Genomic DNA, 25,825 nt, shown 5'->3' on the forward strand with positions numbered 1-25,825 from the left:
CTTTCTAAGCCTCCCCCTTCAGGGGAGGATGGGCACCTTTGATGTGGCAGCCGTTCGGTCTACTGTCTCCCGACAGAAACAATCGGGAGCCAACCGATGACCGGCGCCATCAAGCCGTTCCGCATCGCCATCAGCGACGACATCCTCTCCGATCTCAAGTCGCGCCTGGCCCGCACGCGCTGGCCGGAGGCGGAGCTGGTGGACGACTGGAGCCAGGGCGCGCCGCTGAAATGGATTCAGGAGATCTGCACCTACTGGGCTGATGGCTATGACTGGCGCGTCCGCGAGGCCAAGCTCAACCGCTTCGCGCAGTTCACCACCGAGATCGACGGGCTCGACATCCACTTCATCCACGTGCGTTCGAAAGAAGCAAGCGCGCTGCCGCTGATCATCACCCATGGCTGGCCCGGTTCGATCGTCGAATTCCAGAAGGTGATCGCGCCGCTCACCGATCCCGCCGCGCATGGCGGCAATCCCGCCGATGCGTTTCACGTGATCTGTCCCTCGCTGCCGGGCTTCGGCTTCTCGTCAAAACCTGGGAACACCGGCTGGGGCGTCGACCGCATCGCTGCGACCTGGGCCAAGCTGATGGACCGGCTGGGCTATGCGCGCTACGGCGCGCAGGGCGGCGACTGGGGCTCGGCGGTGACGACCTCGCTCGGCGCGCAGGACCGGGAGCATTGCGCCGGCATCCACATCACGCTCGCCTTCAACGCAGCACCGAAGGTCGAGGGCGAGCCGACAGCAGAGGAGAAGCGGGCGCTCGCTGGCCTCAAACATTACGTCGACCTCGACTCCGGCTATTCCAAGCAGCAATCGACGCGGCCGCAGACGCTCGGCTACGGCCTGACGGATTCGCCGAGCGGGCAGGCGGCCTGGATTCTGGAAAAATTCTGGGCCTGGACCGATTGCAACGGCCATCCCGAGACCATTTTCAGCAAGGACGAGCTGCTCGACAACGTCATGCTGTACTGGGCGACCGAGACGGCGACCTCTTCGGCGCGGCTTTATTGGGAGAGTTTTGGCAAGCGCCGCACGACGCCCAAGGTCAACGTGCCCACAGGTGTCGCCGCGTTCCCCAAGGAGATCATCACGCCGGTGCGGCGCTGGATGGAGCCGAACTTCCACAATATCACGCATTGGAGCGAGATGGAGAAGGGCGGGCATTTCGCCGCCTTCGAGCAGCCGGAGCTGTTCGTGCGCGATGTCCGCAAGTTCTTCGCGACCGTGCGGTAGGATCAAATCCATGCTGACCGAGGCCAAGACCTACGACGAGCTCAACCGCAAGTTCCGCTGGGACATCCCCGCGCGCTTCAACATGGCGGAGGCGTGCTGCGACCGCCATGCCGATGGCACGGGCCGTCTCGCGCTTGTTTATGTCGACGAGAACGGCGCCACCACGCGCACCTCCTTCGACGAGGTCGCGGAGATGTCGCGCCGCTTCGCCAACGTGCTCAAGGCCGATGGCCTTGCGCGCGGCGACCGCGTCGCGGTGTTCCTGTCGCAGTCGCTCGAATTGCCGATTGCGCATATGGCGGCGTTCCGCTCAGGCCTGATCTCGATCCCGCTGTTCGCGCTGTTCGGCGAGGACGCGCTGGAATTCCGCCTGTCGAACTCGCAGGCCAAGGCGATCGTCACCGATGAGGGCGGCTGGGAGAAGCTCGCGAAGATTCGCGACCGCCTGCCGGATCTGAAGAACGTCTATGTGGTCGGCGAGCGCGCGCCCGCGGGCACGACATCGTTCTGGGATGCGGTCAAGGCGGCCTCGCCCGATTTCGCCTGCGTCGATACCTCGGCCGACGATCCCGCGCTGATCATCTACACCTCGGGCACGACGGGCAATCCGAAGGGCGCGCTGCATGCGCACCGTGTCGTGCTCGGCCATCTCCCCAATGTCGAGATGTGCCACAATTTCCTGCCGCGCCCCGGCGATCTGATGTGGACGCCGGCGGACTGGGCGTGGATCGGCGGCCTCGTCAACGCCCTGTTCGCATTCTGGTACCACGGCATTCCGCTGGTCGGTCACCGCGCGCGTAAATTCGAGCCGCATGCGGCGATGCAGATGATGGCCGATCTCGGTGTCCGCAATGTCTTCCTGCCGCCGACCGCGCTGAAGCTGATGCGGCAGGCCGGCGTGAAGCATCCGGGCGTCAAGCTGCGCAGCATCTTCACCGGTGGTGAATCGCTCGGCGGCGAGTTGCTCGGCTGGGTGCGCGAGACCTTCGGTATCGATGCGCATGAGGTGTTCGGCCAGACCGAGTGCAATCTCGTGATCGGCAGCAACTCCAACCTGTTTCCGATCCGCCCCGGCGCGATGGGCAAGGCGACGCCGGGCTTCGACGTCCGTATCGTCAACGACAAGGGCGAGGAGCTGCCCACGGGCCAGCGCGGCATCATCGGCGTGCGCCAGCCGTGCCCCGTCACCATGCTCGAATATTGGCGCAATCCGGAGGCGACGGCGAAGAAATATGCCGGCGAGTTCTTGCTGACCGGCGATCTCGGCGTGCAGGATGAGGACGGTTATTTCTGGTATGTCAGCCGCGAGGACGATGTCATCACCACCGCGGGCTACCGCGTCGGCCCTTCCGAGATCGAGCACACGCTGATGAAGCATCCCTCGGTGGCGATGGCGGCCGTGGTCGGCATCCCCGATCCGATCCGCACCGAATCGATCAAGGCGTGGATCGTGCTGCGCCCGGGTTTTGCGCCGGGCGATGCGCTCGCGCGCGAGATCCAGGAGTTCGTCAAGGTGCAACTCGCCGCCCACGAATATCCGCGCTTCGTCGAATTCGCGGAGGCGCTGCCGATGACCGCGACCGGCAAGGTGCTGCGGCGCGAGCTACGGGCGAGGGGCTAGCTTCTTCCGATGCCAAAGATGTCTCAAGCCGCCGGGCTTCACCGCGCCTCGCTCGACAAGCTGCACGATCTCGATGCGGCGCTGGAGCTCATGTATTACGGCTGGCGCGGGATGACGCTCCAGGCCGACGCATATCTTGCGAAGCAGGGCCTGTCGCGTCCGCACCATCGTATCCTCTACGTGGTGGCGCGCCGGCCCGACATCGCGATCGGCGCGCTGATCGAGATCCTCGGCATTTCCAAGCAGGCCCTGAACCGGCCGCTCAATTTGCTGCTGGAGCGCAAGCTCCTGACGGCGAAGCGCTCACCCGAGCAGCATCGCTCCAAGCTGCTGCGCCTGACGGCTGCGGGGCAAAAGGTCGAGCAAACGGCTTCGGGGCACGAGCGCAAGGTGATGCGTGAGGCGTTCGACCTCGTCGGGGCGCCGGGTGCAGCGGCGTGGATGGCCGTCATGGGAACAATCGCCGACAACACCTGACGCGGCTTCAAGTCAACATAGTTGACATTAGGCGCGGGCTTTGCCACTTTCCTAGCTAATGAGCCGGGGAGGGCCGCGTCATGGGCAGGCATAAAATGGACCGCGCCGCCGCCGAACGCTTTGTCGCGGCATGGTGCGCGAGCTGGTGCCGGGTCGACATCGACACGGTCGTCGCGCATTTCGCCGACAACGCCCAGATGCGCAGTCCTCTGGCGCTCACGCTGACGGGGTCTCCCACAGTCACTGGGGCCGAGAACATCCGCGCCTACTGGCGGAAGGCCTATGGCCACATCGAAAGCGCCGACCTGAAGATCCTGAGCTGGAGCTGGGACGAGACGATCGCGCGGCTGACGGTGTGGTGGCAGCTCGGCGACACCCGCGCCAGCGAATTCATGGATTTCGACGATGCGGGCCGTGTGGTGCGCAGCGAAGCCTTCTACGGAAAATGATCATGCACCTTTCTGATTTCGTCCTGCTCCTCAATACGCTCTGGTTCGGCGGCGCCTTCATCCAGTTCAGCATCGCGCAAGCCAACACGCTGAAGATCCTCTTGCCGCGAGAAGAGCGCAGCAATCCGATCGCGCCGACGCTTGCGGCCAGCGTCGCGTTCCTGGGCGGGATGAATCTGCCGATCGGGCTCTTGTCGTTCTATCTGCTGGCGGCGCGTCCGCACTTCTTCCAGCCGGTCGAGGCCCAGCTTGCGCTGTTCCTGTTCTTCGCCGCCTGCCACTTCAGCCAGTTCGCCTATAACCTGCCGGTCCTGATGCGCGGAGGGCGTGTCGGGGTGGCTTACTGGCCCGTGCTGAAAGGCCCGATGCTCAGGATCTTCGTGATCGACGCGGCCCTGTTCGCCGCCAATCTCGGCGTCGCGCTGCTGCTCGTGTCTCGTCCCTGATCAGCGCGTTGCCGACAGGGCGGACCGCAGCATCGCGGCGAGATCCTGCCGCTTGAACGGCTTTGTCAGAATGCGCGCGTCGACCCCGTCGGGCGTCTTGACGGGATCCTGGGTGTAGCCCGAGGTGAAGAGCACCTTGAGCCCGGGCCGTAATTGGGTCGCTTGCCTCGCAAGCTCCGGGCCGAACATGCCGCCGGGCATCACGACGTCGGTGAACAGCAGGTCGATGTCCCCTCGCTGGCGCAACAGATCGAGCGCCGCGGGACCGTTTGATGCCGCGATGACGCGATAGCCGAGGATCTTCAGCTCGTTCTCGACATAGGCGCGAACCATATCGTCGTCCTCGACGACGAGAATGGTCTCGCTTCCCTCGTGCGTGACGATCCGTTCCGCAGGTGCCGGATGCTCGTTTTGCGGTGTTGCAAGGCGGGGAAAGAACAGCCTGACGACGCTGCCCTGTCCCGGCTCGGACTGCATCTGCACGAGGCCGCCGGACTGTCGCACGAACCCGTAGACCATGCTGAGGCCGAGCCCGGTCCCCTTGCCGACTTCCTTGGTGGTGAAGAACGGCTCGAACGCCCGGCTCGCCACCTCGGCGGTCATGCCGCTGCCGGTGTCCGTCACCGCCACCATGACGTAGTCGCCCGGCCGCGGCTCGCCGTTGACGTCGAGGTCGGATTCCCCGAGCGAAATGTTGCGCACCTCGATCGTCAGCTTGCCGCCGAGCGGCATGACGTCGCGCGCGTTGAGCACAAGATTGAGCAGCGCCGTCGCCAGTTGGCCGGGATCGATGCTGGTCAGCCACACGTCCGGCTCGAGCGTGACGGCGCACTCGATCTGCCCGCCCAGCGTTCGGCGCAGCAATTGCTCCATCTCGTGAATCTTGCCGGCGATGTCGATGTCGCGTGGCCGCAGCGGCTGCTTGCGCGCGAAGGCGAGCAGACTCCGCGTCAGATCGGAGCCGCGCTCGGCCGCGGTCGCGATGTCGTTGGCGATCCGGTGCAGCTCCTTGTTGCCCGCCAGCCTGTCGGCAAGATGCTCCGAATTGCCGAGAATGACGGTCAGGAGATTGTTGAAATCGTGCGCCACGCCGCCGGTGAGCTGGCCCATGGCCTCCATCTTCTGGGATTGACTGAGCTTCTGGTTGAGGTCTGCGATGGCGGCGCGTTGTTGCTGGAGCGACTCGGCGGTGTCGTTGAGCAACCTCATCAGCCCGCCCAGCTCGCCGCCCGGATGGGGAGGTGGAATTCGTGCGCCGAGGTCGCCGCGTCCGAGCGTCTTCGCCATCGCGGCGAGCCGGCCGACCTGGCGTCCGACGCTCACAGTCGCAAGGATCCAGACGGCCGCCAGCAACAGCAGCGAGGCCACCGCGAGCATTGCCACGTCCTCGTAGAGCCGGCGATTCGCCGCCGCGACCAGCCCGTCCTTGGACCGTCCGACCAGGATGGTGAGGCCGGCATCACGGGTCGAAGGCGAGCGGGCCGCGGCCCAGACCTGCGTGCGGCCCTCGCGATCGGTCACCTCCTGAAACATCTTCCGATCGGGAGCGGTGGCGAAGCGGAACAGGTCGGATCCCGCGATCGACGCGCCGACGGGCCCGGTCCAGCCTCCGCCCAAGGGCGCGACGAGAACCGTGCCATTGCCGTCGATGAGCAGGATGTCCTTCTCGCCGAGCAGCCGCTTGTGGTGATGCTCGGCGAATTTGCGCAGGTTGAACGACGCCAGCAGGATCAATTTCAGTGCGCCCGCGTCCGATCGTACCGGATAGGCGATCTGGAGCACCGATAGTCCGGTCAGCCGGCCGAACACCGGCTCGAGCACGACGTTGCGCGAGACCAGGGCCTGCTTGAAATAGGCGCGATCCCTCAGATCGAGCTTGCGGTCGGTCCGCAGCGAGTCGCAGAACAGGCTGCCGTCCGGATCGATGGTCAGGATCCCGGTGAACTGCGGGTACTCCTCGCGCACATCCGACAGAAACGCCGAGCATGCCGCCTTGTCGCGCGTGTCGAGATCTCGGGCGCGGGCGAGACCATAGTGAAGCTGGGCGGTGCCTTGGATCTTCTCGTCCAGATCGCTCGCGATGTTGTCCGCCGACGCCGCCAGGTTGGCCAGGGCCGCGTCGACCTCGCTGCTCCGGTTCTGCATGAAACGCAAGCCGACCAGGATCGCCGGCACCAGCATGGCGGCGATGACGAGTATCAGTAGCCGGGTACGCAAGCTCATCGGTCGGGCGGTCCAAACTGGTCATCGCGTGTGCTGCTTCGAAGGTACAATTTGCGGCACCATCCTCCGCTCAGTCCATAGGCATCGTGCGGAAAAGGCATCGATGGGGAAAGATTTCTGAAGTTGCGCGCATCATGGATGAGCCCCGAAAGGGCTTCTGCGGTACCGACGTCCGGCGATCAACTCGCGCGTGCATGCCGGCCGCGAGGGCGCTACTATCGACGTCAATCCGCGTGCGACGAAGATCGCGCCGGCAGATCAGGGAGGGAGCCGAATGTCGATTTCGGGCAAAGTCGATCCAGTGGTGCGGCCCGTGGCGGCGACCGACATCGCTGAAGCGCTGGTCGAGGGATTGCGCGATTTCCAGGCGCTGCCGTTCTACGGGCTCTGCTTCGGCGCGCTCTACGCCGGCGGCGGCATCGCCATCATGCTGTGTCTCACCGCCTTCGGTATGGTCTATCTCGTCTATCCCCTCGCGGCCGGCTTCGCGCTGATCGGGCCGTTCGTGGCGATCGGCCTCTACGAGGTCAGCCGCCGCCGCGAGCGCGGCGAGCCCGTCTCCTTCGGCGCCATCTGGTCGGCGATACGCTCGCGCAGCGAGATCGGCTGGATGGCGTTCGTCACATTGTTCGTGTTCGTGATCTGGATGTACCAGGTGCGGCTCCTGATCGCGCTGCTGCTCGGCCTGCACGCCTCGTTCTCGAGCCTCCAGGAATTCATGACGGTGGTGCTGACGACGAACGAGGGCCTGCTGTTCCTGGCCATCGGCAACGCGGTCGGTGCCGTGCTGTCGCTGATCTTGTTCTCGCTGACCGTGGTGTCGTTTCCGCTGCTGCTCGACCGCGAGGTCGATTTCGTCACGGCCATGGTGACGAGCGTGCGCGCGGTCGTGACCAGTCCGCTGCCGATGATCTCGTGGGCCGCAGTCATCGTGATGCTGCTGATCGTGTCGGCGCTGCCGTATTTTCTCGGACTGATCGTGACGCTGCCGGTGCTCGGGCACGCGACGTGGCATCTTTACCGGCGGCTGGTGGTGCGGGTGTGACTCGTCGCTGTTTCTCTTTCTCCCTTGCGCGGTGCCGTAGGGTGAGCAAAGCGAAGCGTGCCCACGCGTCTGTTGCAGTGTTGGCTTGGTGGTGGGCACGGCGCAAATGCGCCTTTGCCCACCCTACGATTTTGTGGTTGTGGCCGGATCGGCGTTTCGCTGGTCCGGGACGACGGCATTGGTGGCCGCTGTTTACGGCGTCTTGATTCCCATCGCCTTCAGCGCATCCAGCATCCGCTGCGGCGGGCCCAGCTTGACGACCAGCGGCTTGCCGGTCTCGAGCATGCTCTTGAGGCTGGAGAGGATCGCCGGCCAGCCCGAACGTCCGCCGGCAAGGATGTCGTCGCTGAGCGGGCGATCATGGCCTTCGCTCATGGTGAGCCGGACCGCATCGCCGACCGGCTCCATCTCGTAGGTGACGAGGGTCGGCCCCAGCTTCTCGATCAGCTCGGGCCAGTTGACGTTGAAGGTGACGGCGAGCTTTCGCGGCGGATCGTAGGCGAGCACCTCGCCGCTGATGTGCAACGCGCCGTCGGGCGTGCGCACGGTGAATGCGCCGCCAAGTCGCGGCTCGACCTCGACGGCATTGCCGAAGAAGTACTGCCTGCTGAACTCGGCCGAGGTCAGCGCCTCCCACACGTTCTCCGGTGTCGAGGCGATGTAGATGGTGTAGACGGTCAGCGGCTTGAACTGGTCGAGGGTCATCATTTAAATCCTTCGAAGTCGAGCGCGGCGGGCGGGATCGCCGGTGCCTTGCCGGTTTCGAGCAGGCTCTTGAGCCCGGACAGAATGGCGGGCCAGCCCTTGGAGATGCCGTCAAGCAACTTGCTGCCTGTGGTGAAGCCCTCATGCGTCACCGTCAGCTTCACGAGATTGCCCCAGGGCTCGATGCGGAAAACGACCTTTGTCGCCGGCTCCTTGCGCATTTCGGCATCCGCTTCGTGCTTGAACGTGTAGGACAGCCGTCGCGGCCGGTCGGCCTCGAGGATCTCGCCGGTGTCCGTGACCTTGCCGCCCATCACGAGGGCGAAGGGCGAGCCGACCTTCCAGTCGGACCTGACTTCGGTGTCGAACCAGTAGGCCTTCGTGAACGCGCTGTCGGTCAGCGCCTCCCACAGTTTTTCCGGCGTGGTCTCGATATAGGTTACGTAGACGAATTCCGGTTTACTCATCACGCTTCTCCAACTGGCGTTTCAACTCGCTGAGCGCGGCGAGTTTCCCGCGCTCGAATTTTCTGATCCAGCGCTCGCCGATCTGATGGATCGGCACCGGGTTGAGATAGTGCAGCTTCTCGCGGCCATGCCTGATGGTCGTGACCAGATTGGCCTCTTCGAGAATGACAAGGTGCTTGGTCACGGCCTGCCGCGTCATCGAAAGGCCCTCGCAGAGCTCGTTCAGCGTCTGGCCGTTCCTGGCGTGAAGCCTGTCCAGCAGCGACCGTCGTGACGCGTCGGCGAGCGCTTTGAAGACCTCATCCATGGCAGGGATAATATGCAACCAAATGGTTGCATGTCAAGATGATGTCTTTGGCGCACGCAAATGGCTGTGCTAGCCTTGAAGCTCAGCCAACGAAGATTGGTTCCGGGAGGACTTCGATGTTCCGCTGCGTCTTGACTGCTGCAGGCCTCGTCCTTTTTGCCTGCGGCACCGCGGCCTACGCGCAAAAGCAGACCATCGGCGCGCCGCCCGAAGCCTCCAACATGAAGCTGGTCGGCACCAACGACCTCCAGGCGCGCAGTGCCTATCAGCCGACGATTCATCGCCAAGGCGACCGCTGGATTGCCTATATCGGCCATCACGGCGGCACCGACGACGTGCCCGCTCCCCTCAATCCAATGACGGCGCAGGCCGAGCCGAACGGAACATCGATCGTTGACGTCACCGATCCCGCGCGTCCAAAATACCTGCGACACCTGCCGGGGCAGGAGGGCAAGTACGAATCCGGCGGCGCGCAGATGGTGCGGGTATGCGACGGCAAGTCGTTGCCGAAGGGCGATCCGAACGCCGTCTACATGCTGCGCACCTTCGGCAGCGCGGCGCACGAGATCTGGAACGTCGCTGATCCCGCCAATCCCGTACTCGTCACCCGCCTCGGCGGCTTGAAGGACACGCACAAGAGCTGGTGGGAATGCGACACCGGCATCGCCTTTCTCGTCTCGGGCGCACCGGACTGGCGCACGCGACGCATGACGCAGGTGTACGATCTCTCCGATCCCGCGCATCCGCAGAAGATCCGCGACTTCGGCCTGCCCGGCCAGGAGCCGGGCTCGACCGGCGCGGTGCCGACCGAGCTGCACGGGCCGATCTCGAGCGGCCCCGATGGCAACCGCGTCTATTTCGGCTACGGCACCAACAAGGGCGGCATCCTTCAGATCGTCGATCGCGACAAGCTCTTGAACGGACCGAAGGAGCCGACGCCGGACAATCTGCGCTATCCCGAGATTTCGCGTATGCCGATGTCCGCCTTCAACGGCGCGCACACGACGTTCCCGATGCTCGATATGCCCGTTGCCGAATTCGCCGAGGACAAGGATGGCAAGACCCGCGACATCGTCATGATCGTCGACGAGGCGATTTTGAACGAATGCGGCGAGGCGCGGCAGATGGTCTGGTTCGCCGACGTCACCACCGAGATGCGGCCGATGATGATCTCGAGCTACACGGTGCCGGAGGCGAGCGGACAGTTCTGCCAGCGCGGCGGCCGCTTCGGCTCGCATTCGTCGAACGAGAGCATGGCGCCGGTCTATTACAAGAAGATGGCCTTCATCGCCTTCTTCAATGCCGGGGTGCGCGCGCTCGACATCCGCGATCCCTATCATCCGAAGGAGGTCGGCTATTTCATCCCGGCGATCACGAGCGCGACGGACAAGCGCTGCATTCCGATCGAAGGCGGCGAGCGCTGCAAGGTCGCGATCCAGACCAACAATGTCGAGACCGACGATCGCGGCTACATCTACATCGTCGACCGCGCCAATACCGGGCTGCACATTCTCGAGCTGACCGGACCTGCGCGCGCCGTCGCCGGCCTGCCGAGGAACTGACGGTGCGGCGCGGGGTGGCGATCGCGGCGATGGTGATCGCGCTCGGTGTATCCGGCGTCGGGGCCTATCAGCTTGCGCCGTCGCCGGCGGAACAGACAGTGCATTGGCGCGAGATTGCCTGGCCGTTCCCGCGCGACGGCTGGCCCGCCGGGCGCGCCTTTCGTTGCGACGGTGCCTGCGCGGGCGCAGAGCTCTACATTCGTGCCAAGCGCGGCTTCTGCAATTGCAATCGCGGCGTCGCCGATGACGATGAGGTCGATCGGGTCGCGGATATCGATCTGATCAGCCCGCGCTTTGCAGCGGTCGCACCGGGTGAGGAAGTGGGCGTTGGCGAGCTGCGTGGTCGCGCCAGGCGCTATGATCTCGACATGCCGGACGTCCGTCACGTGGCAATCGGCATCGCCGTCTCACGCCGCTGCGATCTCTTCGTTGCGGCAGCGCAGGGTCGTGCGGAAGCAGACGTGGTGCAGCGCACGGCGCTTGCGTTTCTGGAGACGGAGGGGATGAGGACATGGGTGGCGGCGGCGCTGGATGGACGGTGAGCAAACCTCGGCCACGCCGCGCGCTCCGCTGTCATCACCCGCGAAGGCGGGTGATCCAGTATTCCAGAGACACTGGTGGGATACGGAGAAGCCGCGGCGTACTGGATACCCCGCCTTCGCGGGGTATGACGCCGATCGGGCGTACACCCCGCGCTCATCAGTCTTCCGTTCCCGCTCCTCCCATGCATTAATGCCCCGAAACCTCAGCCGAGTCCTCCCCATGATGTCCATGCAAGCCTATCTCGCCTTTGTCGCCGCCTGCATTGCGCTGGCGCTGCTGCCGGGGCCGATCGTCACCCTCGTCATCGCCAACGGCCTGCGCCACGGCACCCGCGCGGCGCTGACCAATGTCGCGGGCGCGCAGGCCGGGCTCGCCATCGTCATCGGCATCGTCGCGGTCGGCCTGACCTCGCTGATGTCGACCATGGGTTACTGGTTCGACTGGGTGCGCTTTGCCGGCGCCGCTTATCTCGTCTGGCTCGGCATCAGGCTGATCTGGGCACCGGTCGAGGGCGTCAATGTCGACGAGCCGCCGGCGCCGCCGCGCGGCGGGTTCTTCCTGCAAGGCTTTCTGGTGCTCCTGTCGAACCCGAAGGTGCTGGTGTTCTTCGGCGCCTTCATTCCGCAGTTCATGGACATGAACCAGCCGCACTTTCCGCAAGTCGCGCTGCTGGGCGCCACCTTCATGGTCACGGCGGTCATGACGGATGCGCTCTATGCCATCGCAGCCGGGCGCGCGCGAAAGTTCTTCTCGGCCCGCCGCACCCGGCTGATGTCGCGCATCTCCGGCGGCTTCATGATCGGCGGCGGCATCTGGCTGGCGCTGACAAGGGCGAAATAACCGCCCAAAATAACTTCCGACCGGCCGGTTGGCCTCGAACCCTTCGCGGCGGCGATGCGTCCAATCAGGCATTGCCGCTGACGAAGGAATTTGGCCGTGCCCGATCTGCCCTGGTTCGTCTATGCGATGCTGCTCGCACCGCTCGGGCTGTTATTGGTCGCGGCCGTTGTGAAGACCTGGCAGGTGCGCGAGGCGCGCAACTGGCCGCAGGCACCGGGCAAGGTCGTCACCTCGGTTGCAGAGGTGCGCGAGGTCAGGGTCTCCGACAGCGACCGCGAGGAAGGCTATCGCCTCGACAAACGCAATTTCGCGAACGTGACTTACGAATATGCGGTCGGCGGCCGCAAGCTGCGTTGCAACTGCATCTCGATCGGCGAGGATCTCGGCAATTTCGAGGTCGCCGAGAAGCTTGCAAAGTATCCCGCCGGCAGCATCGTCACCGTCTACTACAATCCGCGCCATCCCGATCAGGCCGTGCTGGAGCGCGACCTGCCCAAGGGGCTTTGGGGCTGCCTCGGCATCGGCACGGCGATCGTGCTTGGCATCGTGTTCGGCTCGGCGTTCGGTCTCAACCAGACTTATGCATACCTCGCGCACCAGATCGCCCGGCCCGATCTCGCGGGCCTCGTCGTCGGACTCGGCGCGTTCGGCATCGTCATTGCGCTGATGGGGTATGGGGTGCGACGGCAGGCGTCGATGGCGGCACGCTGGCCGGTGGTGCGGGGCACGATCAAGCTGTCGGGAATCGAGCAATATTACGAGGCCAGCGAGCCCGGCGAGCGCCGCGGTACCGAGATGTTCGGCAAGCGCGTGACCTACACCTATCGCTATCAGAACGTCAGCTACACCAATGAATGCGCGCGCATTGCGGCCGGGACGTCCGAAGCGATGTTGAAGAAGCTCATGTCGCGCTACCGGGACGGCGCGACCGTCGAGGTGCGCGTCAATCCCGACAACCCGGCCGAGGCCACGCTCGATACAAGCGGCCCCGTCCGCATCGCCTGGCTGCTGTGGGGCATCGCCGCGATCTTCGCCGCGCTCGCATTGTTCGTCGCGACGCGGGGCTAATCGACCAGTCTCTCCGCCTGCAGTTCCACCTCGATCTTCGCAAAGATCCTTGCCAGCCGCTCGGCCCATTCCTGCTGGCCGGATTGATCCGCGATCAGATCCTGACGGATTTCGATGCCGGTGTTGACGAGGCCGCGCGCTTCGCCGTGGACGGGGATGGTGTAGTCGCCGAGGTCGCTGACCGCATAGGGCTCGTTGTCGCCGACGACGAGATCGCCCTCGCTGCGCAAATGCTTCAGCAGAAGCTGCGGCAGCACGGTGTCGCGATTGTAGAGCGCGGCGATGTGCCAGGGCCGCGCGACGCCGGCATAGACGGGCGTGAAGCTGTGCAGCGACACCAGCACCGTCGGCCGCTCGTCGTGCAGGCGGCGGTCGATCGCCGCATTGATGCGGCAATGATAGGGCTCGAATATCTCGCGCCGCCGTGCTGCGCGCTCGCCCTCGGAGATGGCCTCGTTGCGCGGGATTGTGGTTGCCTCCGAGATCACGGGGATCGAGCTCGCGACGCCCGGTGAGCGGTTGCAGTCGATCACGAGCCGCGAATAGCGCTGCGCGATCAGATGTGCATCGAGCATCCTGGCCATCCGCTCGGCGACGCCGGCGATGCCGATGTCCCAGGCGATGTGCCGCGTCAGCTCGCTCTTGGCAACGCCGAGATCGCCGAGCGCGCGCGGCAGGATGCGCCCGTAATGATCCGAGGTGAGCAGGAAGGGCGATGTCCCTCCTGCATTCACCTCATGCACTGGCGGAATGTCTCCCTCGCCGAGGAGTTGATCCGTCGCCTCCGCTGTGTCTAAAGCCATCCTGATTGCCTATGGAAAAAGCAGTCGCCCCGAAAAATTGGGCAAAGAATCGCTATAAATTGGTTCGCCCAAAATCGCCATGATTGCCTGACGATGCCGCTGCTGACGATTCACCACAAGACCGAATATCGCTACAACCGCCCCGTGGCGTTCGGTGCGCACAGGATCATGCTGCGTCCGCGCGACGGGCACGATCTGCGCGTGCTCGACAGTCAGCTCGAGATCTCGCCGGAGCCGATGTCGCTGCGCTGGATCCACGACGTGTTCGGCAATTCGGTCGCGATCGCCGATTTCGACGAGCGCGCTGATCGTCTGACCTTCGACTGGCACGTCACCGTCGCGCACAATCCGGTGGAAGAGTTCGCGCTGACGCCTGATGATCCCGCCTATTTCTATCCGTTCGTCTACGACGACGAGGAATTCCCCGATCTCGTCCAGTACACCACGCCGCAATATGCCGATCCCGACGGCAAGCTCGGCGAATGGGCGCGCGGCTTCCTCGACGAGGAGGCGCCGTCGCCGACCTTCAGGATCCTGAGCCGCATCACCCACGCCATCCGCAAGCAGTTCAAATACCGCAGGCGGCACGAGCCCGGCACGCAGCATCCGCTTCACACCATGCAGTCGGGCAGCGGCACCTGCCGCGACTACGCGCTGTTCATGATCGAGGCGCTGCGCCATCTCGGCATCGCCGCGCGGTTCGTCTCCGGCTACATCTTCGTGCCTGAGGACATCGCCCAGCACCATGTCGGCGGCGGCTCGACGCATGCCTGGGTGCAGGTCTATCTGCCGAGTGCGGGCTGGATCGAGTTCGATCCGACCAACGGGATCGTCGGCACGCGCGATCTCATCCGCGTCGCGGTCGCGCGCGACCCGCGCCAGGCGATCCCGCTGCACGGCGTCTATATCGGCACCCAGGACGCCTTCGATGTCATGGAGGTGAGCATCAGGGTGGTCTCGGACGAAGAGCGCAGCGGCGAGGAGCTGGAAGCAGAGGTTTTGTAGATGGAGCTGCTATCCTTCGTCATTGCGAGCGAAGCGAAGCAATCCAGGGTCTTTCCATGGCGGCAGTCTGGATTGCTTCGTCGCAAGAGCTCCTCGCAATGACGGCTTTGAGCGTCTATAGAGCCCCCATGACCTCCGACCGTCTGTTCGTCTACGGCACCCTGATGCGCGGCTTCGACCATCCGATGGCGCGGCTGCTCGCGAGCCATGCGGATTTTCTGGGTGACGCCACCTGCCGCGGCCGGCTCGTCCTGGTGAAGCATTACCCGGGATTGCTGATGTCGGAGGCGGCCTCCGACATCGTCCACGGCGAGCTGTTTCACCTGCGCGTGCCCGACGAGCTGCTGGGCGAGCTCGACATGTACGAGGCCTGCGGCGAAGGCTTTCCGGAGCCGACCGAATATCTGCGCCAGCTGATCGATGTGACGCTGCCTGACGGCGCCACGGACAAGGCGTGGACCTACGTCTACAACTGGCCCGTGACCGATCTGCCGCGCATCGAGTCAGGTCGCTTTCTCGACCACTAAGCCGACAGCACTTCCTTCACGACACGCACGTCGACCTCGCGCTCGACATAGGTCCACTCCTCGGTTCGCCTGAGCATCGCGACCAGCTCCTCGAACAGCGCGGCGTCCGCGGGTGCGTATTCGAACCAGGTCAGGAAGTCGAAGGGGCCGCCGAGGTCGCGGCAATGATAGAGCTGCCGGGCGATGGCGGGCAGAAAACGAAGACTGCTGGCGATGTGGTGCGACCTGTCTTCGAAGATCCTGCGCCGCTCCTCCTGCGTCAGCTTCCACCAGGCCTGCGACTTGCGGATCGGGATCAGCGCCGCGGACGTCGCTTCGATCCGGCCGAGCCCGGCCTGCACGGCAACGAGCTGCTGCTTCTCGGGCCGCTCGGTGTAGCGGAGGCTGCTGGCGACGCCGACCAGCCGCCACGCATTGCGTGAGGGGACCAGCGGCAACGAGACGGCCTCGCTGTCGGTGACCGACAGCGCCGGCATGAAGGGCAGGGGCTCGCCCGTCACCGGTGAAATCGAGGTGACGCGCCAACCCCCGCTATGGCCGCCTCGAAAGGTCCTGAACATGGCCCATGGAAGCGTGGAACCGGGCCGGGTTCAAGCTTTCTGTCGAATCTTTCGGCCTGTGAATAGCCGGGAGAAGCCCCAAGTGCTTCGTATTTTGCGGGGCCATCCTTATATGCCTATCCGATTGGCCCAACGCCCGACTCACCCAGAAATTAACCTGATGCGCTTCACGCCCCAATTCCTCGACGAGCTTCGCGCCCGGCTTTCGGTCTCCGAAGTCGTGGGCAAGCGCGTCAAGCTGAAGAAGGCGGGGCGGGAGTGGAAGGGGCTGTCGCCGTTCCAGCAGGAGAAGACGCCGTCCTTCTACGTCAACGACCAGAAGGGCTTTTACCACGACTTCTCCTCCGGCAAGCACGGCGACATCATCAGCTTCGTGATGGAGACCGACGGCCTGCCGTTCGCGGAGGCCGTGGAGCGGCTCGCCAGCATGGCGGGGCTGGCGCTGCCGGCGGTGACGCCCGATGCGGCGCGGCAGGAGCAGCGTCGCCGCACGCTGCACGACGTCATGGATATTGCCGCGACATATTTCGCGGAGACGCTGGCCTCGCGGGTCGGTGCCAAGGCGCGCGGCTATCTCGCCGATCGCGCGATCTCGCCGGCGACGCAATTGCAGTTCCGCCTCGGCTATGCCTCGCCCGATCGCTTCGCGCTGAAGGAGCATCTCGGCAAGCTCGGAATCTCCGTCGACGACATGGTCGAGACCGGCTTGCTCGTGGCCGGCAACGACATCCCCGTGCCCTACGACCGCTTCCGCGACCGCGTGATGTTTCCGATCACGGATATTCGGGGGCGCGTCATCGCCTTCGGGGGCCGCGCGCTGGAGAAGGACGTTCCGGCCAAATATCTGAACTCGCCGGAGACGCCGCTCTTCCACAAGGGCGACAATCTCTACAACCACCAGACTGCGCGCAAGGCCACCCATGACGGCAGCGCGCTGATCGTGGTCGAGGGCTATGTCGACGTCATCGCGATGGTGACGACTGGTTTTCCCGGCGCCGTCGCGCCGCTCGGCACCGCGCTCACCGAAAGCCAGCTCGCGCTGCTGTGGAAGATGGCGGACGAGCCGATCCTCTGCTTCGACGGGGACCGCGCCGGCCAGAAGGCGGCTTATCGTGCCGCGGACCTTGCCATGCCGTTCCTCGCACCCGGCAAGAGTCTTCGTTTCGCGCTGCTGCCGGAAGGGCAGGACCCCGACGATCTCGCGCGTTCCGGCGGCCGCGGTGCGATTGAGGAAGTGATCGCGGCGGCGAAGCCGCTTGCCGAGATGATCTGGTCGCGCGAGCTCGAAGGCGGCAATTTTTCAACACCCGAGCGCCGCGCCGCGCTGGAAGCCCGCATCAAGGAACTGTCCAACGGCATCCGCGACGAAGTGGTTCGGCGCTATTATCGCGACGATTTTGCCGAGCGGCTTCGACGCACCTTCGCGCCTGAGGGCGGCCGCGGCGGCTTTGCCGGCCGGGGCAATTTCCAAGGTAACTCCGGGCGCTCCTTCCAGCCCCGCAGCGGGGGACAGGCGAATCGATTCGGGGGCCAGGGATTCGGCAGCCAAGGGCGGCGCGGGGCCCCCGGCCCTGCCTTTATTCCCTCCGGCCCCTACCAGGCCGCGAGCCCGCAGCTCGCGACGAGCCCGATCATGAAGGGCCAGCGCAGCGCCATCTCCCGCCGGGAGGCGCTGATCCTGCAATGCCTGATCAACCACCCCTGGCTGCTGCATGACCATCTGGAGGAGGTCGCCGCCCTGGAGCTGGCCCATCCCGAGGCCCATAAGCTGCGGGCCGGTATCATCGCCGCCTTCGCCAACGACCATCACCACTCCCCAGACCCGGGCGAGCTGGCCGATAAGATGCGCTCCGACATCGAAAAGAGCGGATTTTCTCAGCTTCTTCAAAGAGTTGAGAATGGCATCACGAACGCGGCGGTGTGGGGCGCCCGTGAGGGAGCGGCGCGGGACGATGTTCTCGCCACCTGGCACCAGCTCGTTACCTTGCATCGCCAATACCATTCACTACTTAGAGAGTTGAAGGACGCCGAGCTGGCCTTGGGGGAGGACCCCAGCGAGGCCAATTTGGCGTGGCTGCGTGACGTCAAGGCTCGGATAGGAGAAGTCGACGGTACCGAGGCCCTGATCGAGGGTTTTGGCGAGCTGTCGGGCCGGTTCCAGAAGAGCGTGTGATGAAAGAATCATGCGGACGGCCGGGGCCGGAACCGCTAAAAGACTCGCCAAATCCAAGGTTTGGCGGCAAAAACAGGGTTAATCGAGGCTTAACGGTCTTGTAGCACTTTGGCCACCAGGCGGCCGCAGGCAGAACAGACGCGTCAGGAATGAATCCGCGCAATCGCTGTTGGCACTACACCTGCATCCGCTGCGACAAAGAGGCTCACGAAGCGTTAGGCAAATCCGGCGAGAGAAAGGTCGGGGTGGCGGGAGACAGGCGCGCCGCCCTTTCCGTGTCGAGATCTGACGAAGCGAGAGCGTCGAACAACAGGTTCAAGTGATTTCACGCGGGCGCGGCGAGCCGTCTCGCATGAAGCGCGTTTAGGAGCAATGGATGGCCACCAAGGCAAAGACGCTGCAGGCGAAGGACAAGGAAAAAGACGACAAGGCAGCGGACGCGCCGGAGAAGGACTCCCAGGACGCGCCGTCGCCCTTGCTCGATCTGTCCGACGCGGCAGTGAAGAAGATGATCAAGCAGGCCAAGAAGCGCGGCTTCGTGACCTTCGATCAGCTCAATGAAGTTTTGCCGTCCGACCAGACCTCGCCCGAGCAGATCGAGGACATCATGTCCATGCTCTCGGACATGGGCATCAACGTCACCGAAGCCGACGATAGCGAAGGCGAGGAGGACAAGGACGAGGGCGGCGAGGACGAGACCGACAACGAGCTCGTCGAGGTCACCCAGAAGGCCGTCACCGAGGTCAAGAAGAGCGAGCCGGGCGAGCGCACCGACGACCCCGTGCGCATGTATCTGCGCGAGATGGGCACGGTCGAGCTGCTGTCCCGCGAAGGCGAAATCGCGATTGCGAAGCGCATCGAGGCCGGCCGCGAGGCGATGATCGCAGGGCTGTGCGAAAGCCCGCTGACCTTCCAGGCCATCATCATCTGGCGCGACGAGCTCAACGAAGGCAAGATCTTCCTTCGCGACATCATCGATCTCGAAGCGACCTATGCCGGTCCCGACGCCAAGGGCGGCATGAACAATGCCATGATCGGCGGTCCCACCGGCGAGAACGGCGAAGCATCCGCCGAAGGTGGCGAAGCCGCCGCGACGAACGGCGCCGCGCCGGCGCATGTGGCGCCGCCCGCAGCTCCTCCGTCGCCGACCCCGTTCCGCGCCGCGCAGGCCGCCCCCGGCGGCAGCCAGGCCGGCGGCGAGGACAAGGATCCGGGCGAAGCCGCCGCCGAATCCGACATGGACGAGGACGACGAGTTCGAGAACCAGATGTCCCTCGCGGCCATCGAGGCCGAGCTCAAGCCGAAGGTCGTCGAGATCTTCGACAAGATCGCCGACAGCTACAAGAAGCTGCGCAAGCTTCAGGAGCAGGACATCCAGAACCAGCTCGAGAGCACCTCGCACGGGCCCTCGCTGTCGCCGCACCAGGAGCGCAAGTACCGCAAGCTCAAGGACGAGATCATCGTCGAGGTGAAGTCGCTGCGCCTCAACCAGGCGCGTATCGATTCACTCGTCGAGCAGCTCTACGACATCAACAAGCGCCTCGTTTCGTACGAGGGCCGCCTGATGCGCCTTGCCGACAGCCACGGCGTCGCGCGCGAGGATTTCCTGCGCAACTACACCGGCTCGGAGCTCGATCCGCGCTGGCTCAACCGCGTCTCGAAACTCTCGGCCAAGGGCTGGAAGAACTTCGTCCATATCGAGAAGGACCGCATCAAGGACCTCCGTCACGAGGTGCATCAGCTCGCGGCGCTCACCGGCCTCGAGATCGTCGAGTTCCGCAAGATCGTGCACTCCGTGCAGAAGGGCGAGCGCGAGGCACGCCAGGCCAAGAAGGAGATGGTGGAAGCCAATCTCCGTCTCGTGATCTCGATCGCGAAGAAGTACACCAACCGCGGCCTGCAATTCCTCGACCTGATCCAGGAAGGCAACATCGGCCTGATGAAGGCCGTTGATAAATTCGAGTATCGCCGCGGCTACAAGTTCTCGACCTACGCCACGTGGTGGATCCGGCAGGCGATCACCCGCAGCATTGCGGACCAGGCCCGCACCATCCGCATCCCCGTGCACATGATCGAGACGATCAACAAGATCGTGCGCACCTCGCGCCAGATGCTCAACGAGATCGGCCGCGAGCCGACTCCCGAGGAATTGGCCGAAAAGCTCGGCATGCCGCTGGAGAAAGTGCGAAAAGTCCTCAAGATCGCCAAGGAGCCCTTGTCGCTCGAAACCCCCGTCGGTGACGAAGAGGATTCGCATCTCGGCGATTTCATCGAGGACAAGAACGCGATCCTCCCCATCGACGCCGCGATCCAGTCGAACCTGCGCGAGACCACCACGCGCGTGCTCGCCTCGCTCACCCCGCGCGAAGAGCGCGTCCTGCGCATGCGCTTCGGCATCGGCATGAACACCGACCACACGCTGGAAGAAGTGGGACAGCAGTTCTCGGTGACGAGAGAGCGTATTCGCCAGATCGAGGCGAAGGCGCTGCGGAAGTTGAAGCATCCGTCGCGGAGCCGGAAGCTGCGAAGCTTCCTCGACAACTGAGCGCGGACATCGATCCAAAGCAAAACGGCGGGCCAAGGCCCGCCGTTTTTGTTTTGGTCTTCGCTCTCGCCCCGCTCGCAATGACGTGGATAGGGCTGAAGTCTACTTCTTCTTCACCCCGACCCGCTCGATCCGCTTGATCTCCAGCGCCGGCCGACCGCTCTTTTCGGCGATCTCGCGGTCCTGCTCCATGATGAAGCCGCGCGCGGGTTCGTCGCCGTCGAGGCCGCCGAGCAGTTCGCTAGGCACGCGGCGGTTGGAGCGCTGGGTATCGTCCTCATAGAAGACGTTGAAGAAGGCGAATTCGCCTTTGGGATTGGTTCCGGGTTTCTTGGCCATGGCGGGCTTGTCGTCGATCAGGGGCCCGCAGTCAAATGACTTCGGCGATTTGTCGACATCTGCGCAGGCCGGAGCGCCCGTCCAGCCAGCCGCGGGCCGTTTTGATTGCAATTCTCTGCCGGGGAGGGGGCCGGGCGCCGGCAGCGCCCCTTCGATCAGGCCCTTGCCTCAATAAACGGCGGGCCGAAAAGCCCGCCGTTTATCTTTGGTCTTCAGTGTCGCCCGGGGCTGGCGGGGCGACAACCTAAAATAGAAGATTATCGCCTGCGCCATGTGATGGCAAGGCAAAACGTGACGGCTTGATGTCGCAGCGTGCGGATCAGATATGCGTCGATCGCGCGTGTTGCTGCCCGGGCGTTGTTACGGAAGATGATTTGAGGATTGAAGCAATTTGTTCATCTTGCCTGCTTTCGCGATGCAATTTGAGTTCCACGCGGTGTGGCGAAATGCGCGGAGCTGCATCTTTTGCAAAACGCATTGTGCGGGCGCTCAATCACTGCACGCAACATGAATTCCACGCCGCGCTGCGTGCGCCCGGAATGAGCGTGGCGCAAGCGTTCATCTCACGTCGCTGGCAGCACGATGGTGACGCGGATCAAAGCCTCACGGCGCCACCAGCTCGACGCGCCGGTTCAGCGCGCGGCCGGCGTCCGTCGCATTCGAGCCGACCGGGGCCAGCAAGCCGACGCCGGCTGTGCGCAGCCGCGTCTGCGCGATCCGGAAACTCTTCACCAGCTCGGCCGCGACCGCGTCGGCGCGGCGCTTGGAGAGATCGAGATTGTATTCATAGGTGCCCTGGCTGTCGGTGTGGCCGACGATGAAGACGTTGAGCTGCGGCTGGCCCGTCAAGAGCTTGGCGATCTGCTCCAGCGTCGGGCGGCTCTCAGGCTTGAGCACGGCCTTGTCGGTGTCGAAATAGATGCCGTAGAGCGCGATGTGGCCGGTCTCGCCAAGACCCTTCGCCATTGCAGCCGCGTCGACCATCTTGTTTGCGATCGCGCCGAGCTCGGCGACGGTGACCTGCGTAGTGATCTCCTGGTTGTTCTGGCTGACGATGACGCTGGCAAAAGTCTCGCGTCCGCCCTCGGCCTTGCGGCCGGCGAAGTAGCGGTAGTTGAAGCCGTCGACCCACATCTGCGGCACCGGCAGCGTGTCGATGCTTTCCGTGAAAGGAATCGCGCCGCAGGCGTCGGTGTCGCAGGCGAGCAGGGTCTCGAAGCCGGCCTTTGCCAGCTGCGTCTCGAAATTGCGCGACACTTCCAGGATCGAGGGGCCGGGATTGGTGCGGTAGGCGATGCGGACAACACGGCCCTCGAGCCGCCGCGCATCGGTCGGCTGCCCGTCCTTGAACGCCGCCGCCTGCATCCGCGTGGCGTCGAAATCCTTCACGACATAGCCGGTGATGACGCTGCCGGCGAAGCGGCCGATGCCGGGATAGTCGCGGGAGCCTTGGACGTCGCGCGTCTGCGCGGTGGCCGTGACGGTGGGGAGCGAGAGCAAAACGAGGACAGCAAGCATCCGGCAGGGATTGGGCATGGTCATCTCGAGCGGTTGGGGGACGGAATCAGCGCTGCCTTTTAGTCGCGCCCAGGCGGCAATCGGTTCTGGCGAGGTTTTGCCGCTTTGACGCGAATCCGGTTCCCGGGCATGATCTTGCGCCGCTTTCCGCGCTCATTCTTCAGAGGAATTTTCGATATGTTGAGACACGCTTTGGCCGCCGCCTTCTTCGTTTGTCTGGCTGGTGGCTCGGCGCAGGCCGCGCGCTGCGGCGGCGACTTCAACAGCTTCGTCGCCAGCATGACCTCGGAAGCGCAAGCGGCCGGCGTCTCGGCAGGCGTGACCAGCGCGGCCTTCAGCGGCATCACCCAGGACGGCGCGGTGCTCGCCTTCGATCGGCGCCAGCGCTACACCTTCAACAAGAGCTTTGAGCAGTATGTCTCGACCCGCGTCGGCCCCGGCCGCATCAATGGCGGCAAGGCGCTGCTGCAGCGTCATGCCGCGCTGCTCTCGCGCATCGAGCAGCAGTTCGGCGTGCCGCGTTATATCCTGGTCGCGATCTGGGGCCTGGAGAGCGATTTCGGCAAGGGCGACATCGGCAAGCTGCCGGTGATCCGCACGCTGGCGACGCTCGCGCATGATTGCCGCCGCACCGATCTGTTCCAGGGCGAGCTGCTCGCCGCGCTCAAGATCGTGCAGCGCGGCGACCTGCCGCTGCGCGACCTCATCGGCGCCTATGCCGGCGAGATCGGCCAGACCCAGTTCCTGCCGTCCTCCTACATCAAATACGGCGTCGATTTCGACGGCGACGGCCATGTCGACCTCCGCCACAGCGTCCCCGACGTGCTCGCCTCGACCGCCAACCTGCTCCACACCAGCGGCTTCAAGATGGGCCAGCCCTATGGCGAAGGCACCGCCAATTTCGAGGCGATGCGCGAGTGGAACAGGGCGGTGGTGTATCGCAAGACGATCGGCTATTTCGCGGACCGGCTGGCGGGGCAGTGACCACATAACCGGTGTCATCACCCGCGAAAGCGGGTGATCCAGTACTCCGAGGCGGCAGTGATTGAACCGAGAAGCCGCGGCGTACTGGATTCCCCGCTTTCGCGGGGAATGACAGCGCGAGGTGTGGCGCAATAGGTGCGCCACTGACGTCCCCACCTACGTCGCCGTCCCCTTCGCCATCTTCTCCAGCTTCCGCTGCAGCGGCGCCCAATACGTCCCCGGGCGAAAGCGCTGGAGCAGATCCATGAAGCGGGCGTCGTTGCCGATCAGGATGCGCGGCTCGTTCCGCTCGATGCCCCTGATGATGCGCAGCGCAGCGTCCTTCGGCGTGGTCTTCGCCGCGTTCTCGAACCGCTCGATCGATTGCGCGCGGCGGGCGTTGTCGGTGACGCCGACCCCGGTGCGCGAGTTGCGCGCAATGGCGGTGGCGACGCCGCCGGGATGGACGACCGATAGTTTCACCGAGCTGCCCGCAACCGCAAGCTCGTGGCGCATGCTCTCGGAAAAACCGCGCACCGCGAATTTGGCGGCCGCATAGGCCGACTGGCCCGGCGGCGCGATGATGCCGAAGATCGAGGAGAGGTTGACGATATGCGCCTCTGCCAGCGTCTTCAGATGCGGCAGGAAGGCGCGCGTGCCGTGCACCACGCCCCAGAAATTGATGTCGAACAGCCAGTCCATCTGGGTCTGGTCGATCTCCTCGAACGAGCCCATCAGCGCCACGCCCGCATTGTTGACGACGATGCCGAGCGCGGGATGCGCCGCGATCGCATCACGCGCGAATGCCGCGATATCGCCGGGTTCGCTGACGTCGACGCGGTGCACGCTGACCTTGCGTGCGGCTCCGATCTCGGCGGCGAGCGCCTTCAGTCCGGCCTCGTCACGATCAGCGAGCGCGAGGTCGCAGCCACGGCTGCCGAGCTCGATCGCCAGCGCGCGGCCGATGCCGCTCGCCGCTCCCGTGATGGCGGCGGCACCGCGAATCATCGTCATATCTTCCCCCGTCAAGCCCCCGGGCCGGGCGCCCGGATGACATTTTTTCAGAATGGAACCGAACCGTATCCGACTTGCGTCCTTAACGTAAGTTACTTGAACGGAGGCAAGCAGCATTGGGAGCCAGCGATGGGTCAATCGAAGCCATTTCCTGCAACAGCACTCATCGTCGAAGACGACGCCATGCAGCGAGAGATGCTCAGCCTTCTTCTTGAGGAGAGCGGCTACCAGGTCATTCAGTGCGAAAGCGCTGAGGCGGCCGAGCGCGTCCTCGAGAAGAACGCCGGAGCCTTGTGTCTGTTGCTCACCGACGTGCAGCTCGCCGGCCGGATGACCGGCGTCGAGCTTGCCCACGTCGCCAAGGACCGCAATCCCAAGCTGGATGTCGTCGTCACCTCCGGCCGTCCCCTGATGCAGGCCTTGCCCGACGGTGCGAAATTCTGGGCCAAGCCATGGGCGCCGCTCGACGTGCTGCGCGAGGCCGAGATCGCGCAACTCTCCTGACGGCGGCGGGCGACGGTCTGGCTTTCTTGCCGTGAGGCGGACTGATAAGGTCTGCTTATGTCCTGGTCGTTCCTGCTCACCTCGCTCATCGTCGTCGCCTCGCCCGGCACCGGCGTGCTCTACACGCTGGCCGCGGCGCTGACCCGCGGCTCGCGCGCCAGTGTCGCCGCCGCCTTCGGCTGCACGCTCGGGATCGTGCCGCACATGGTCGCAGCGATGCTGGGGCTCGCCGCCGTGCTCTACACCAGCGCGCTCGCCTTTGCCGCGCTGAAATGGGGCGGCGTGCTCTATCTGCTCTACATGTCCTGGCAGGCGTTGCGTGAAACCGGCGCGCTCGCGGTCGAGGGCGACATCAAGGAGCGTTCGAGCGGCCGTGTCGTCGTGACAGGCTTCCTGATCAACATCCTCAACCCGAAACTGTCGATCTTCTTCCTCGCCTTCCTGCCGCAGTTCATCGCGGTGGACGAAGTTCATGTGCTGGCGCGGATGCTGGAATTGAGCGGCGCCTTCATGGCGATGACGTTTGCGGTGTTCGTTGTCTACGGCCTCTGTGCGGCGTCGGTGCGCGAGCGCGTCATCTCCCGTCCCCGCGTCATGGCCTGGCTGCGCCGCAGCTTTGCCGCCGGTTTTGCCGCGCTCGGCGCCAAGCTCGCGTTCGTGGAGCGGTAGCTTCTCCACCCAATAAAAAAAAGCGGGCTTCGCGCCCGCCACCATCAAACTCTCTCGACCCTACCCGAAGCCCGGGCGGAGCGAGGCTCCACCCGAGCAAAGAAAAAGAAGCCTCGTTACTTCTTCTTCGCCTTCTTGGCCTTTTTCGCCTTCTTCTTCGTCGCCTTCTTCGCTTTCTTAGCCATAGGATCCTCTTAAGGGTTAATGGTGAAACGC

At 64.6% G+C, this 25,825-nt stretch carries 26 protein-coding genes; 17 read left to right on the forward strand and 9 right to left on the reverse strand.

Annotated features, from left to right (window positions below):
• Nucleotides 1-96: 96 nt before the first annotated feature.
• The 5 genes from I3J27_RS06155 to I3J27_RS06175 all read left to right on the forward strand — a co-directional run bounded on the left by I3J27_RS06155 (nucleotide 97) and on the right by I3J27_RS06175 (nucleotide 4,229).
• Complete coding sequence (locus I3J27_RS06155; RefSeq protein ID WP_270166431.1) at nucleotides 97-1,236, forward strand: epoxide hydrolase family protein; 1,140 nt, start codon at nucleotides 97-99, stop codon at nucleotides 1,234-1,236.
• 10 nt (nucleotides 1,237-1,246) lie between these two features.
• Complete coding sequence (locus I3J27_RS06160; RefSeq protein WP_270166433.1) at nucleotides 1,247-2,857, forward strand: acyl-CoA synthetase; 1,611 nt, start codon at nucleotides 1,247-1,249, stop codon at nucleotides 2,855-2,857.
• Between the two features lie 9 nt (nucleotides 2,858-2,866).
• Nucleotides 2,867-3,334, forward strand: coding sequence for a MarR family winged helix-turn-helix transcriptional regulator (locus I3J27_RS06165; RefSeq protein ID WP_306417052.1), 468 nt, complete (start codon nucleotides 2,867-2,869; stop codon nucleotides 3,332-3,334).
• An 80-nt stretch (nucleotides 3,335-3,414) separates the two neighbouring features.
• A complete protein-coding gene (locus I3J27_RS06170) occupies nucleotides 3,415-3,783 on the forward strand; it encodes a YybH family protein (protein ID WP_270166437.1) in 369 nt (122 codons plus the stop codon).
• A 2-nt stretch (nucleotides 3,784-3,785) separates the two neighbouring features.
• Nucleotides 3,786-4,229 carry a hypothetical protein gene (locus I3J27_RS06175; protein WP_270166439.1) on the forward strand — a complete coding sequence of 148 codons (444 nt, stop codon included), beginning with the start codon at nucleotides 3,786-3,788 and terminating at the stop codon, nucleotides 4,227-4,229.
• Here I3J27_RS06175 and I3J27_RS06180 read toward each other — a convergent pair whose 3' ends face one another.
• Nucleotides 4,230-6,452: an ATP-binding protein gene (locus I3J27_RS06180; protein ID WP_270166441.1), complete on the reverse strand. Its 2,223-nt coding sequence runs from the start codon at nucleotides 6,450-6,452 to the stop codon at nucleotides 4,230-4,232.
• 274 nt (nucleotides 6,453-6,726) lie between these two features.
• Between I3J27_RS06180 and I3J27_RS06185 the strand changes: the two genes are divergently transcribed.
• Entirely contained in the window at nucleotides 6,727-7,497 is a 771-nt protein-coding gene (locus I3J27_RS06185) for a DUF2189 domain-containing protein (protein ID WP_270166443.1), read from the forward strand.
• A gap of 192 nt (nucleotides 7,498-7,689) precedes the next feature.
• Here I3J27_RS06185 and I3J27_RS06190 read toward each other — a convergent pair whose 3' ends face one another.
• Genes I3J27_RS06190 through I3J27_RS06200 form a run of 3 tightly spaced genes read right to left on the reverse strand, consistent with a single transcriptional unit; the run spans nucleotide 7,690 to nucleotide 8,976 of the window.
• Complete coding sequence (locus tag I3J27_RS06190; RefSeq protein ID WP_270172586.1) at nucleotides 7,690-8,202, reverse strand: SRPBCC family protein; 513 nt, start codon at nucleotides 8,200-8,202, stop codon at nucleotides 7,690-7,692.
• Nucleotides 8,202-8,669, reverse strand: coding sequence for an SRPBCC family protein (locus I3J27_RS06195; RefSeq protein WP_270166445.1), 468 nt, complete (start codon nucleotides 8,667-8,669; stop codon nucleotides 8,202-8,204). Before I3J27_RS06195 ends, I3J27_RS06190 begins: the two co-directional genes overlap by 1 nt.
• Nucleotides 8,662-8,976, reverse strand: coding sequence for an ArsR/SmtB family transcription factor (locus I3J27_RS06200; protein WP_200498124.1), 315 nt, complete (start codon nucleotides 8,974-8,976; stop codon nucleotides 8,662-8,664). The genes I3J27_RS06195 and I3J27_RS06200 overlap by 8 nt, the downstream gene beginning before the upstream one ends.
• A gap of 116 nt (nucleotides 8,977-9,092) precedes the next feature.
• On the opposite strand from I3J27_RS06200, the gene I3J27_RS06205 reads away from it, so the two are divergent.
• The 4 genes from I3J27_RS06205 to I3J27_RS06220 all read left to right on the forward strand — a co-directional run bounded on the left by I3J27_RS06205 (nucleotide 9,093) and on the right by I3J27_RS06220 (nucleotide 12,989).
• A complete protein-coding gene (locus I3J27_RS06205; RefSeq protein ID WP_270166449.1) occupies nucleotides 9,093-10,538 on the forward strand; it encodes an LVIVD repeat-containing protein in 1,446 nt (481 codons plus the stop codon).
• A 29-nt stretch (nucleotides 10,539-10,567) separates the two neighbouring features.
• Nucleotides 10,568-11,080: a hypothetical protein gene (locus I3J27_RS06210; RefSeq protein ID WP_270166451.1), complete on the forward strand. Its 513-nt coding sequence runs from the start codon at nucleotides 10,568-10,570 to the stop codon at nucleotides 11,078-11,080.
• Between the two features lie 220 nt (nucleotides 11,081-11,300).
• Nucleotides 11,301-11,921: a LysE family translocator gene (locus I3J27_RS06215; protein WP_270166453.1), complete on the forward strand. Its 621-nt coding sequence runs from the start codon at nucleotides 11,301-11,303 to the stop codon at nucleotides 11,919-11,921.
• Nucleotides 11,922-12,017: 96 nt separating this feature from the next.
• Nucleotides 12,018-12,989: a DUF3592 domain-containing protein gene (locus tag I3J27_RS06220; RefSeq protein WP_270166455.1), complete on the forward strand. Its 972-nt coding sequence runs from the start codon at nucleotides 12,018-12,020 to the stop codon at nucleotides 12,987-12,989.
• On the opposite strand, the gene I3J27_RS06225 is transcribed toward I3J27_RS06220, so the two are convergent.
• Nucleotides 12,986-13,792 (reverse strand): N-formylglutamate amidohydrolase, encoded by an 807-nt coding sequence (locus tag I3J27_RS06225; protein ID WP_270166457.1) that lies wholly within the window; start codon nucleotides 13,790-13,792, stop codon nucleotides 12,986-12,988. The genes I3J27_RS06220 and I3J27_RS06225 overlap by 4 nt on opposite strands.
• A gap of 93 nt (nucleotides 13,793-13,885) precedes the next feature.
• Here I3J27_RS06225 and I3J27_RS06230 point away from each other — a divergent pair, with 93 nt between their 5' ends.
• Both I3J27_RS06230 and I3J27_RS06235 read left to right on the forward strand, forming a co-directional pair.
• Nucleotides 13,886-14,797 carry a transglutaminase family protein gene (locus I3J27_RS06230; protein WP_270166459.1) on the forward strand — a complete coding sequence of 304 codons (912 nt, stop codon included), beginning with the start codon at nucleotides 13,886-13,888 and terminating at the stop codon, nucleotides 14,795-14,797.
• Between the two features lie 128 nt (nucleotides 14,798-14,925).
• Nucleotides 14,926-15,324 (forward strand): gamma-glutamylcyclotransferase family protein, encoded by a 399-nt coding sequence (locus tag I3J27_RS06235; protein ID WP_270166461.1) that lies wholly within the window; start codon nucleotides 14,926-14,928, stop codon nucleotides 15,322-15,324.
• Here the strand turns inward: I3J27_RS06235 and I3J27_RS06240 are convergent.
• Nucleotides 15,321-15,884, reverse strand: a complete 564-nt coding sequence (locus tag I3J27_RS06240; RefSeq protein WP_270166463.1) for a chlorite dismutase family protein — start codon at nucleotides 15,882-15,884, stop codon at nucleotides 15,321-15,323. The two genes, I3J27_RS06235 and I3J27_RS06240, sit on opposite strands and share 4 nt — an antisense overlap.
• A 160-nt stretch (nucleotides 15,885-16,044) precedes the next feature.
• Here I3J27_RS06240 and dnaG point away from each other — a divergent pair, with 160 nt between their 5' ends.
• Nucleotides 16,045-18,057 carry a DNA primase gene (gene dnaG / locus I3J27_RS06245; protein ID WP_270166465.1) on the forward strand — a complete coding sequence of 671 codons (2,013 nt, stop codon included), beginning with the start codon at nucleotides 16,045-16,047 and terminating at the stop codon, nucleotides 18,055-18,057.
• 376 nt (nucleotides 18,058-18,433) lie between these two features.
• Complete coding sequence (gene rpoD, locus I3J27_RS06250) at nucleotides 18,434-20,602, forward strand: RNA polymerase sigma factor RpoD (protein ID WP_270166467.1); 2,169 nt, start codon at nucleotides 18,434-18,436, stop codon at nucleotides 20,600-20,602.
• Between the two features lie 102 nt (nucleotides 20,603-20,704).
• Here the strand turns inward: rpoD and I3J27_RS06255 are convergent, their stop codons facing one another.
• Entirely contained in the window at nucleotides 20,705-20,941 is a 237-nt protein-coding gene (locus tag I3J27_RS06255; RefSeq protein WP_270166469.1) for a hypothetical protein, read from the reverse strand.
• A gap of 603 nt (nucleotides 20,942-21,544) precedes the next feature.
• Nucleotides 21,545-22,477 carry an OmpA family protein gene (locus tag I3J27_RS06260; protein WP_370691939.1) on the reverse strand — a complete coding sequence of 311 codons (933 nt, stop codon included), beginning with the start codon at nucleotides 22,475-22,477 and terminating at the stop codon, nucleotides 21,545-21,547.
• A gap of 159 nt (nucleotides 22,478-22,636) precedes the next feature.
• Here I3J27_RS06260 and I3J27_RS06265 point away from each other — a divergent pair, with 159 nt between their 5' ends.
• Nucleotides 22,637-23,443 (forward strand): lytic murein transglycosylase, encoded by an 807-nt coding sequence (locus I3J27_RS06265; protein ID WP_270166473.1) that lies wholly within the window; start codon nucleotides 22,637-22,639, stop codon nucleotides 23,441-23,443.
• A 156-nt stretch (nucleotides 23,444-23,599) separates the two neighbouring features.
• On the opposite strand, the gene I3J27_RS06270 is transcribed toward I3J27_RS06265, so the two are convergent.
• Nucleotides 23,600-24,436: an SDR family NAD(P)-dependent oxidoreductase gene (locus I3J27_RS06270; RefSeq protein ID WP_270166475.1), complete on the reverse strand. Its 837-nt coding sequence runs from the start codon at nucleotides 24,434-24,436 to the stop codon at nucleotides 23,600-23,602.
• A 129-nt stretch (nucleotides 24,437-24,565) separates the two neighbouring features.
• Between I3J27_RS06270 and I3J27_RS06275 the strand changes: the two genes are divergently transcribed.
• Nucleotides 24,566-24,940 (forward strand): response regulator, encoded by a 375-nt coding sequence (locus I3J27_RS06275; protein ID WP_270166477.1) that lies wholly within the window; start codon nucleotides 24,566-24,568, stop codon nucleotides 24,938-24,940.
• A gap of 57 nt (nucleotides 24,941-24,997) precedes the next feature.
• The gene (locus I3J27_RS06280) at nucleotides 24,998-25,609 is read left to right on the forward strand and encodes a LysE family translocator (protein ID WP_270166479.1); all 612 of its coding nucleotides are present in this window, start codon (nucleotides 24,998-25,000) and stop codon (nucleotides 25,607-25,609) included.
• Nucleotides 25,610-25,825: the final 216 nt, after the last annotated feature.

Origin of the sequence: Bradyrhizobium xenonodulans (genome assembly GCF_027594865.1) — a bacterium.
GTDB classification, from domain to species: Bacteria; Pseudomonadota; Alphaproteobacteria; order Rhizobiales; family Xanthobacteraceae; genus Bradyrhizobium; species Bradyrhizobium xenonodulans.

Bases quoted from the DNA above. Each gene is read 5' to 3' on its own strand.
- I3J27_RS06210 (WP_270166451.1), top strand. From the start codon at position 10,568: ATGGTGATCGCGCTCGGTGTATCCGGCGTCGGGGCCTATCAGCTTGCG.
- I3J27_RS06215 (WP_270166453.1), top strand. From the start codon at position 11,301: ATGATGTCCATGCAAGCCTATCTCGCCTTTGTCGCCGCCTGCATTGCG.
- I3J27_RS06195 (WP_270166445.1), bottom strand. From the start codon at position 8,669: ATGAGTAAACCGGAATTCGTCTACGTAACCTATATCGAGACCACGCCG.
- I3J27_RS06165 (WP_306417052.1), top strand. From the start codon at position 2,867: ATGCCAAAGATGTCTCAAGCCGCCGGGCTTCACCGCGCCTCGCTCGAC.
- rpoD (WP_270166467.1), top strand. From the start codon at position 18,434: ATGGCCACCAAGGCAAAGACGCTGCAGGCGAAGGACAAGGAAAAAGAC.
- I3J27_RS06230 (WP_270166459.1), top strand. From the start codon at position 13,886: ATGCCGCTGCTGACGATTCACCACAAGACCGAATATCGCTACAACCGC.
- I3J27_RS06225 (WP_270166457.1), bottom strand. From the start codon at position 13,792: ATGGCTTTAGACACAGCGGAGGCGACGGATCAACTCCTCGGCGAGGGA.
- dnaG (WP_270166465.1), top strand. From the start codon at position 16,045: ATGCGCTTCACGCCCCAATTCCTCGACGAGCTTCGCGCCCGGCTTTCG.
- I3J27_RS06270 (WP_270166475.1), bottom strand. From the start codon at position 24,436: ATGACGATGATTCGCGGTGCCGCCGCCATCACGGGAGCGGCGAGCGGC.
- I3J27_RS06240 (WP_270166463.1), bottom strand. From the start codon at position 15,884: ATGTTCAGGACCTTTCGAGGCGGCCATAGCGGGGGTTGGCGCGTCACC.
- I3J27_RS06180 (WP_270166441.1), bottom strand. From the start codon at position 6,452: ATGAGCTTGCGTACCCGGCTACTGATACTCGTCATCGCCGCCATGCTG.
- I3J27_RS06175 (WP_270166439.1), top strand. From the start codon at position 3,786: ATGCACCTTTCTGATTTCGTCCTGCTCCTCAATACGCTCTGGTTCGGC.
- I3J27_RS06185 (WP_270166443.1), top strand. From the start codon at position 6,727: ATGTCGATTTCGGGCAAAGTCGATCCAGTGGTGCGGCCCGTGGCGGCG.
- I3J27_RS06265 (WP_270166473.1), top strand. From the start codon at position 22,637: ATGTTGAGACACGCTTTGGCCGCCGCCTTCTTCGTTTGTCTGGCTGGT.
- I3J27_RS06200 (WP_200498124.1), bottom strand. From the start codon at position 8,976: ATGGATGAGGTCTTCAAAGCGCTCGCCGACGCGTCACGACGGTCGCTG.
- I3J27_RS06235 (WP_270166461.1), top strand. From the start codon at position 14,926: ATGACCTCCGACCGTCTGTTCGTCTACGGCACCCTGATGCGCGGCTTC.
- I3J27_RS06280 (WP_270166479.1), top strand. From the start codon at position 24,998: ATGTCCTGGTCGTTCCTGCTCACCTCGCTCATCGTCGTCGCCTCGCCC.
- I3J27_RS06255 (WP_270166469.1), bottom strand. From the start codon at position 20,941: ATGGCCAAGAAACCCGGAACCAATCCCAAAGGCGAATTCGCCTTCTTC.
- I3J27_RS06160 (WP_270166433.1), top strand. From the start codon at position 1,247: ATGCTGACCGAGGCCAAGACCTACGACGAGCTCAACCGCAAGTTCCGC.
- I3J27_RS06260 (WP_370691939.1), bottom strand. From the start codon at position 22,477: ATGCCCAATCCCTGCCGGATGCTTGCTGTCCTCGTTTTGCTCTCGCTC.
- I3J27_RS06170 (WP_270166437.1), top strand. From the start codon at position 3,415: ATGGGCAGGCATAAAATGGACCGCGCCGCCGCCGAACGCTTTGTCGCG.
- I3J27_RS06205 (WP_270166449.1), top strand. From the start codon at position 9,093: ATGTTCCGCTGCGTCTTGACTGCTGCAGGCCTCGTCCTTTTTGCCTGC.
- I3J27_RS06275 (WP_270166477.1), top strand. From the start codon at position 24,566: ATGGGTCAATCGAAGCCATTTCCTGCAACAGCACTCATCGTCGAAGAC.
- I3J27_RS06190 (WP_270172586.1), bottom strand. From the start codon at position 8,202: ATGACCCTCGACCAGTTCAAGCCGCTGACCGTCTACACCATCTACATC.
- I3J27_RS06155 (WP_270166431.1), top strand. From the start codon at position 97: ATGACCGGCGCCATCAAGCCGTTCCGCATCGCCATCAGCGACGACATC.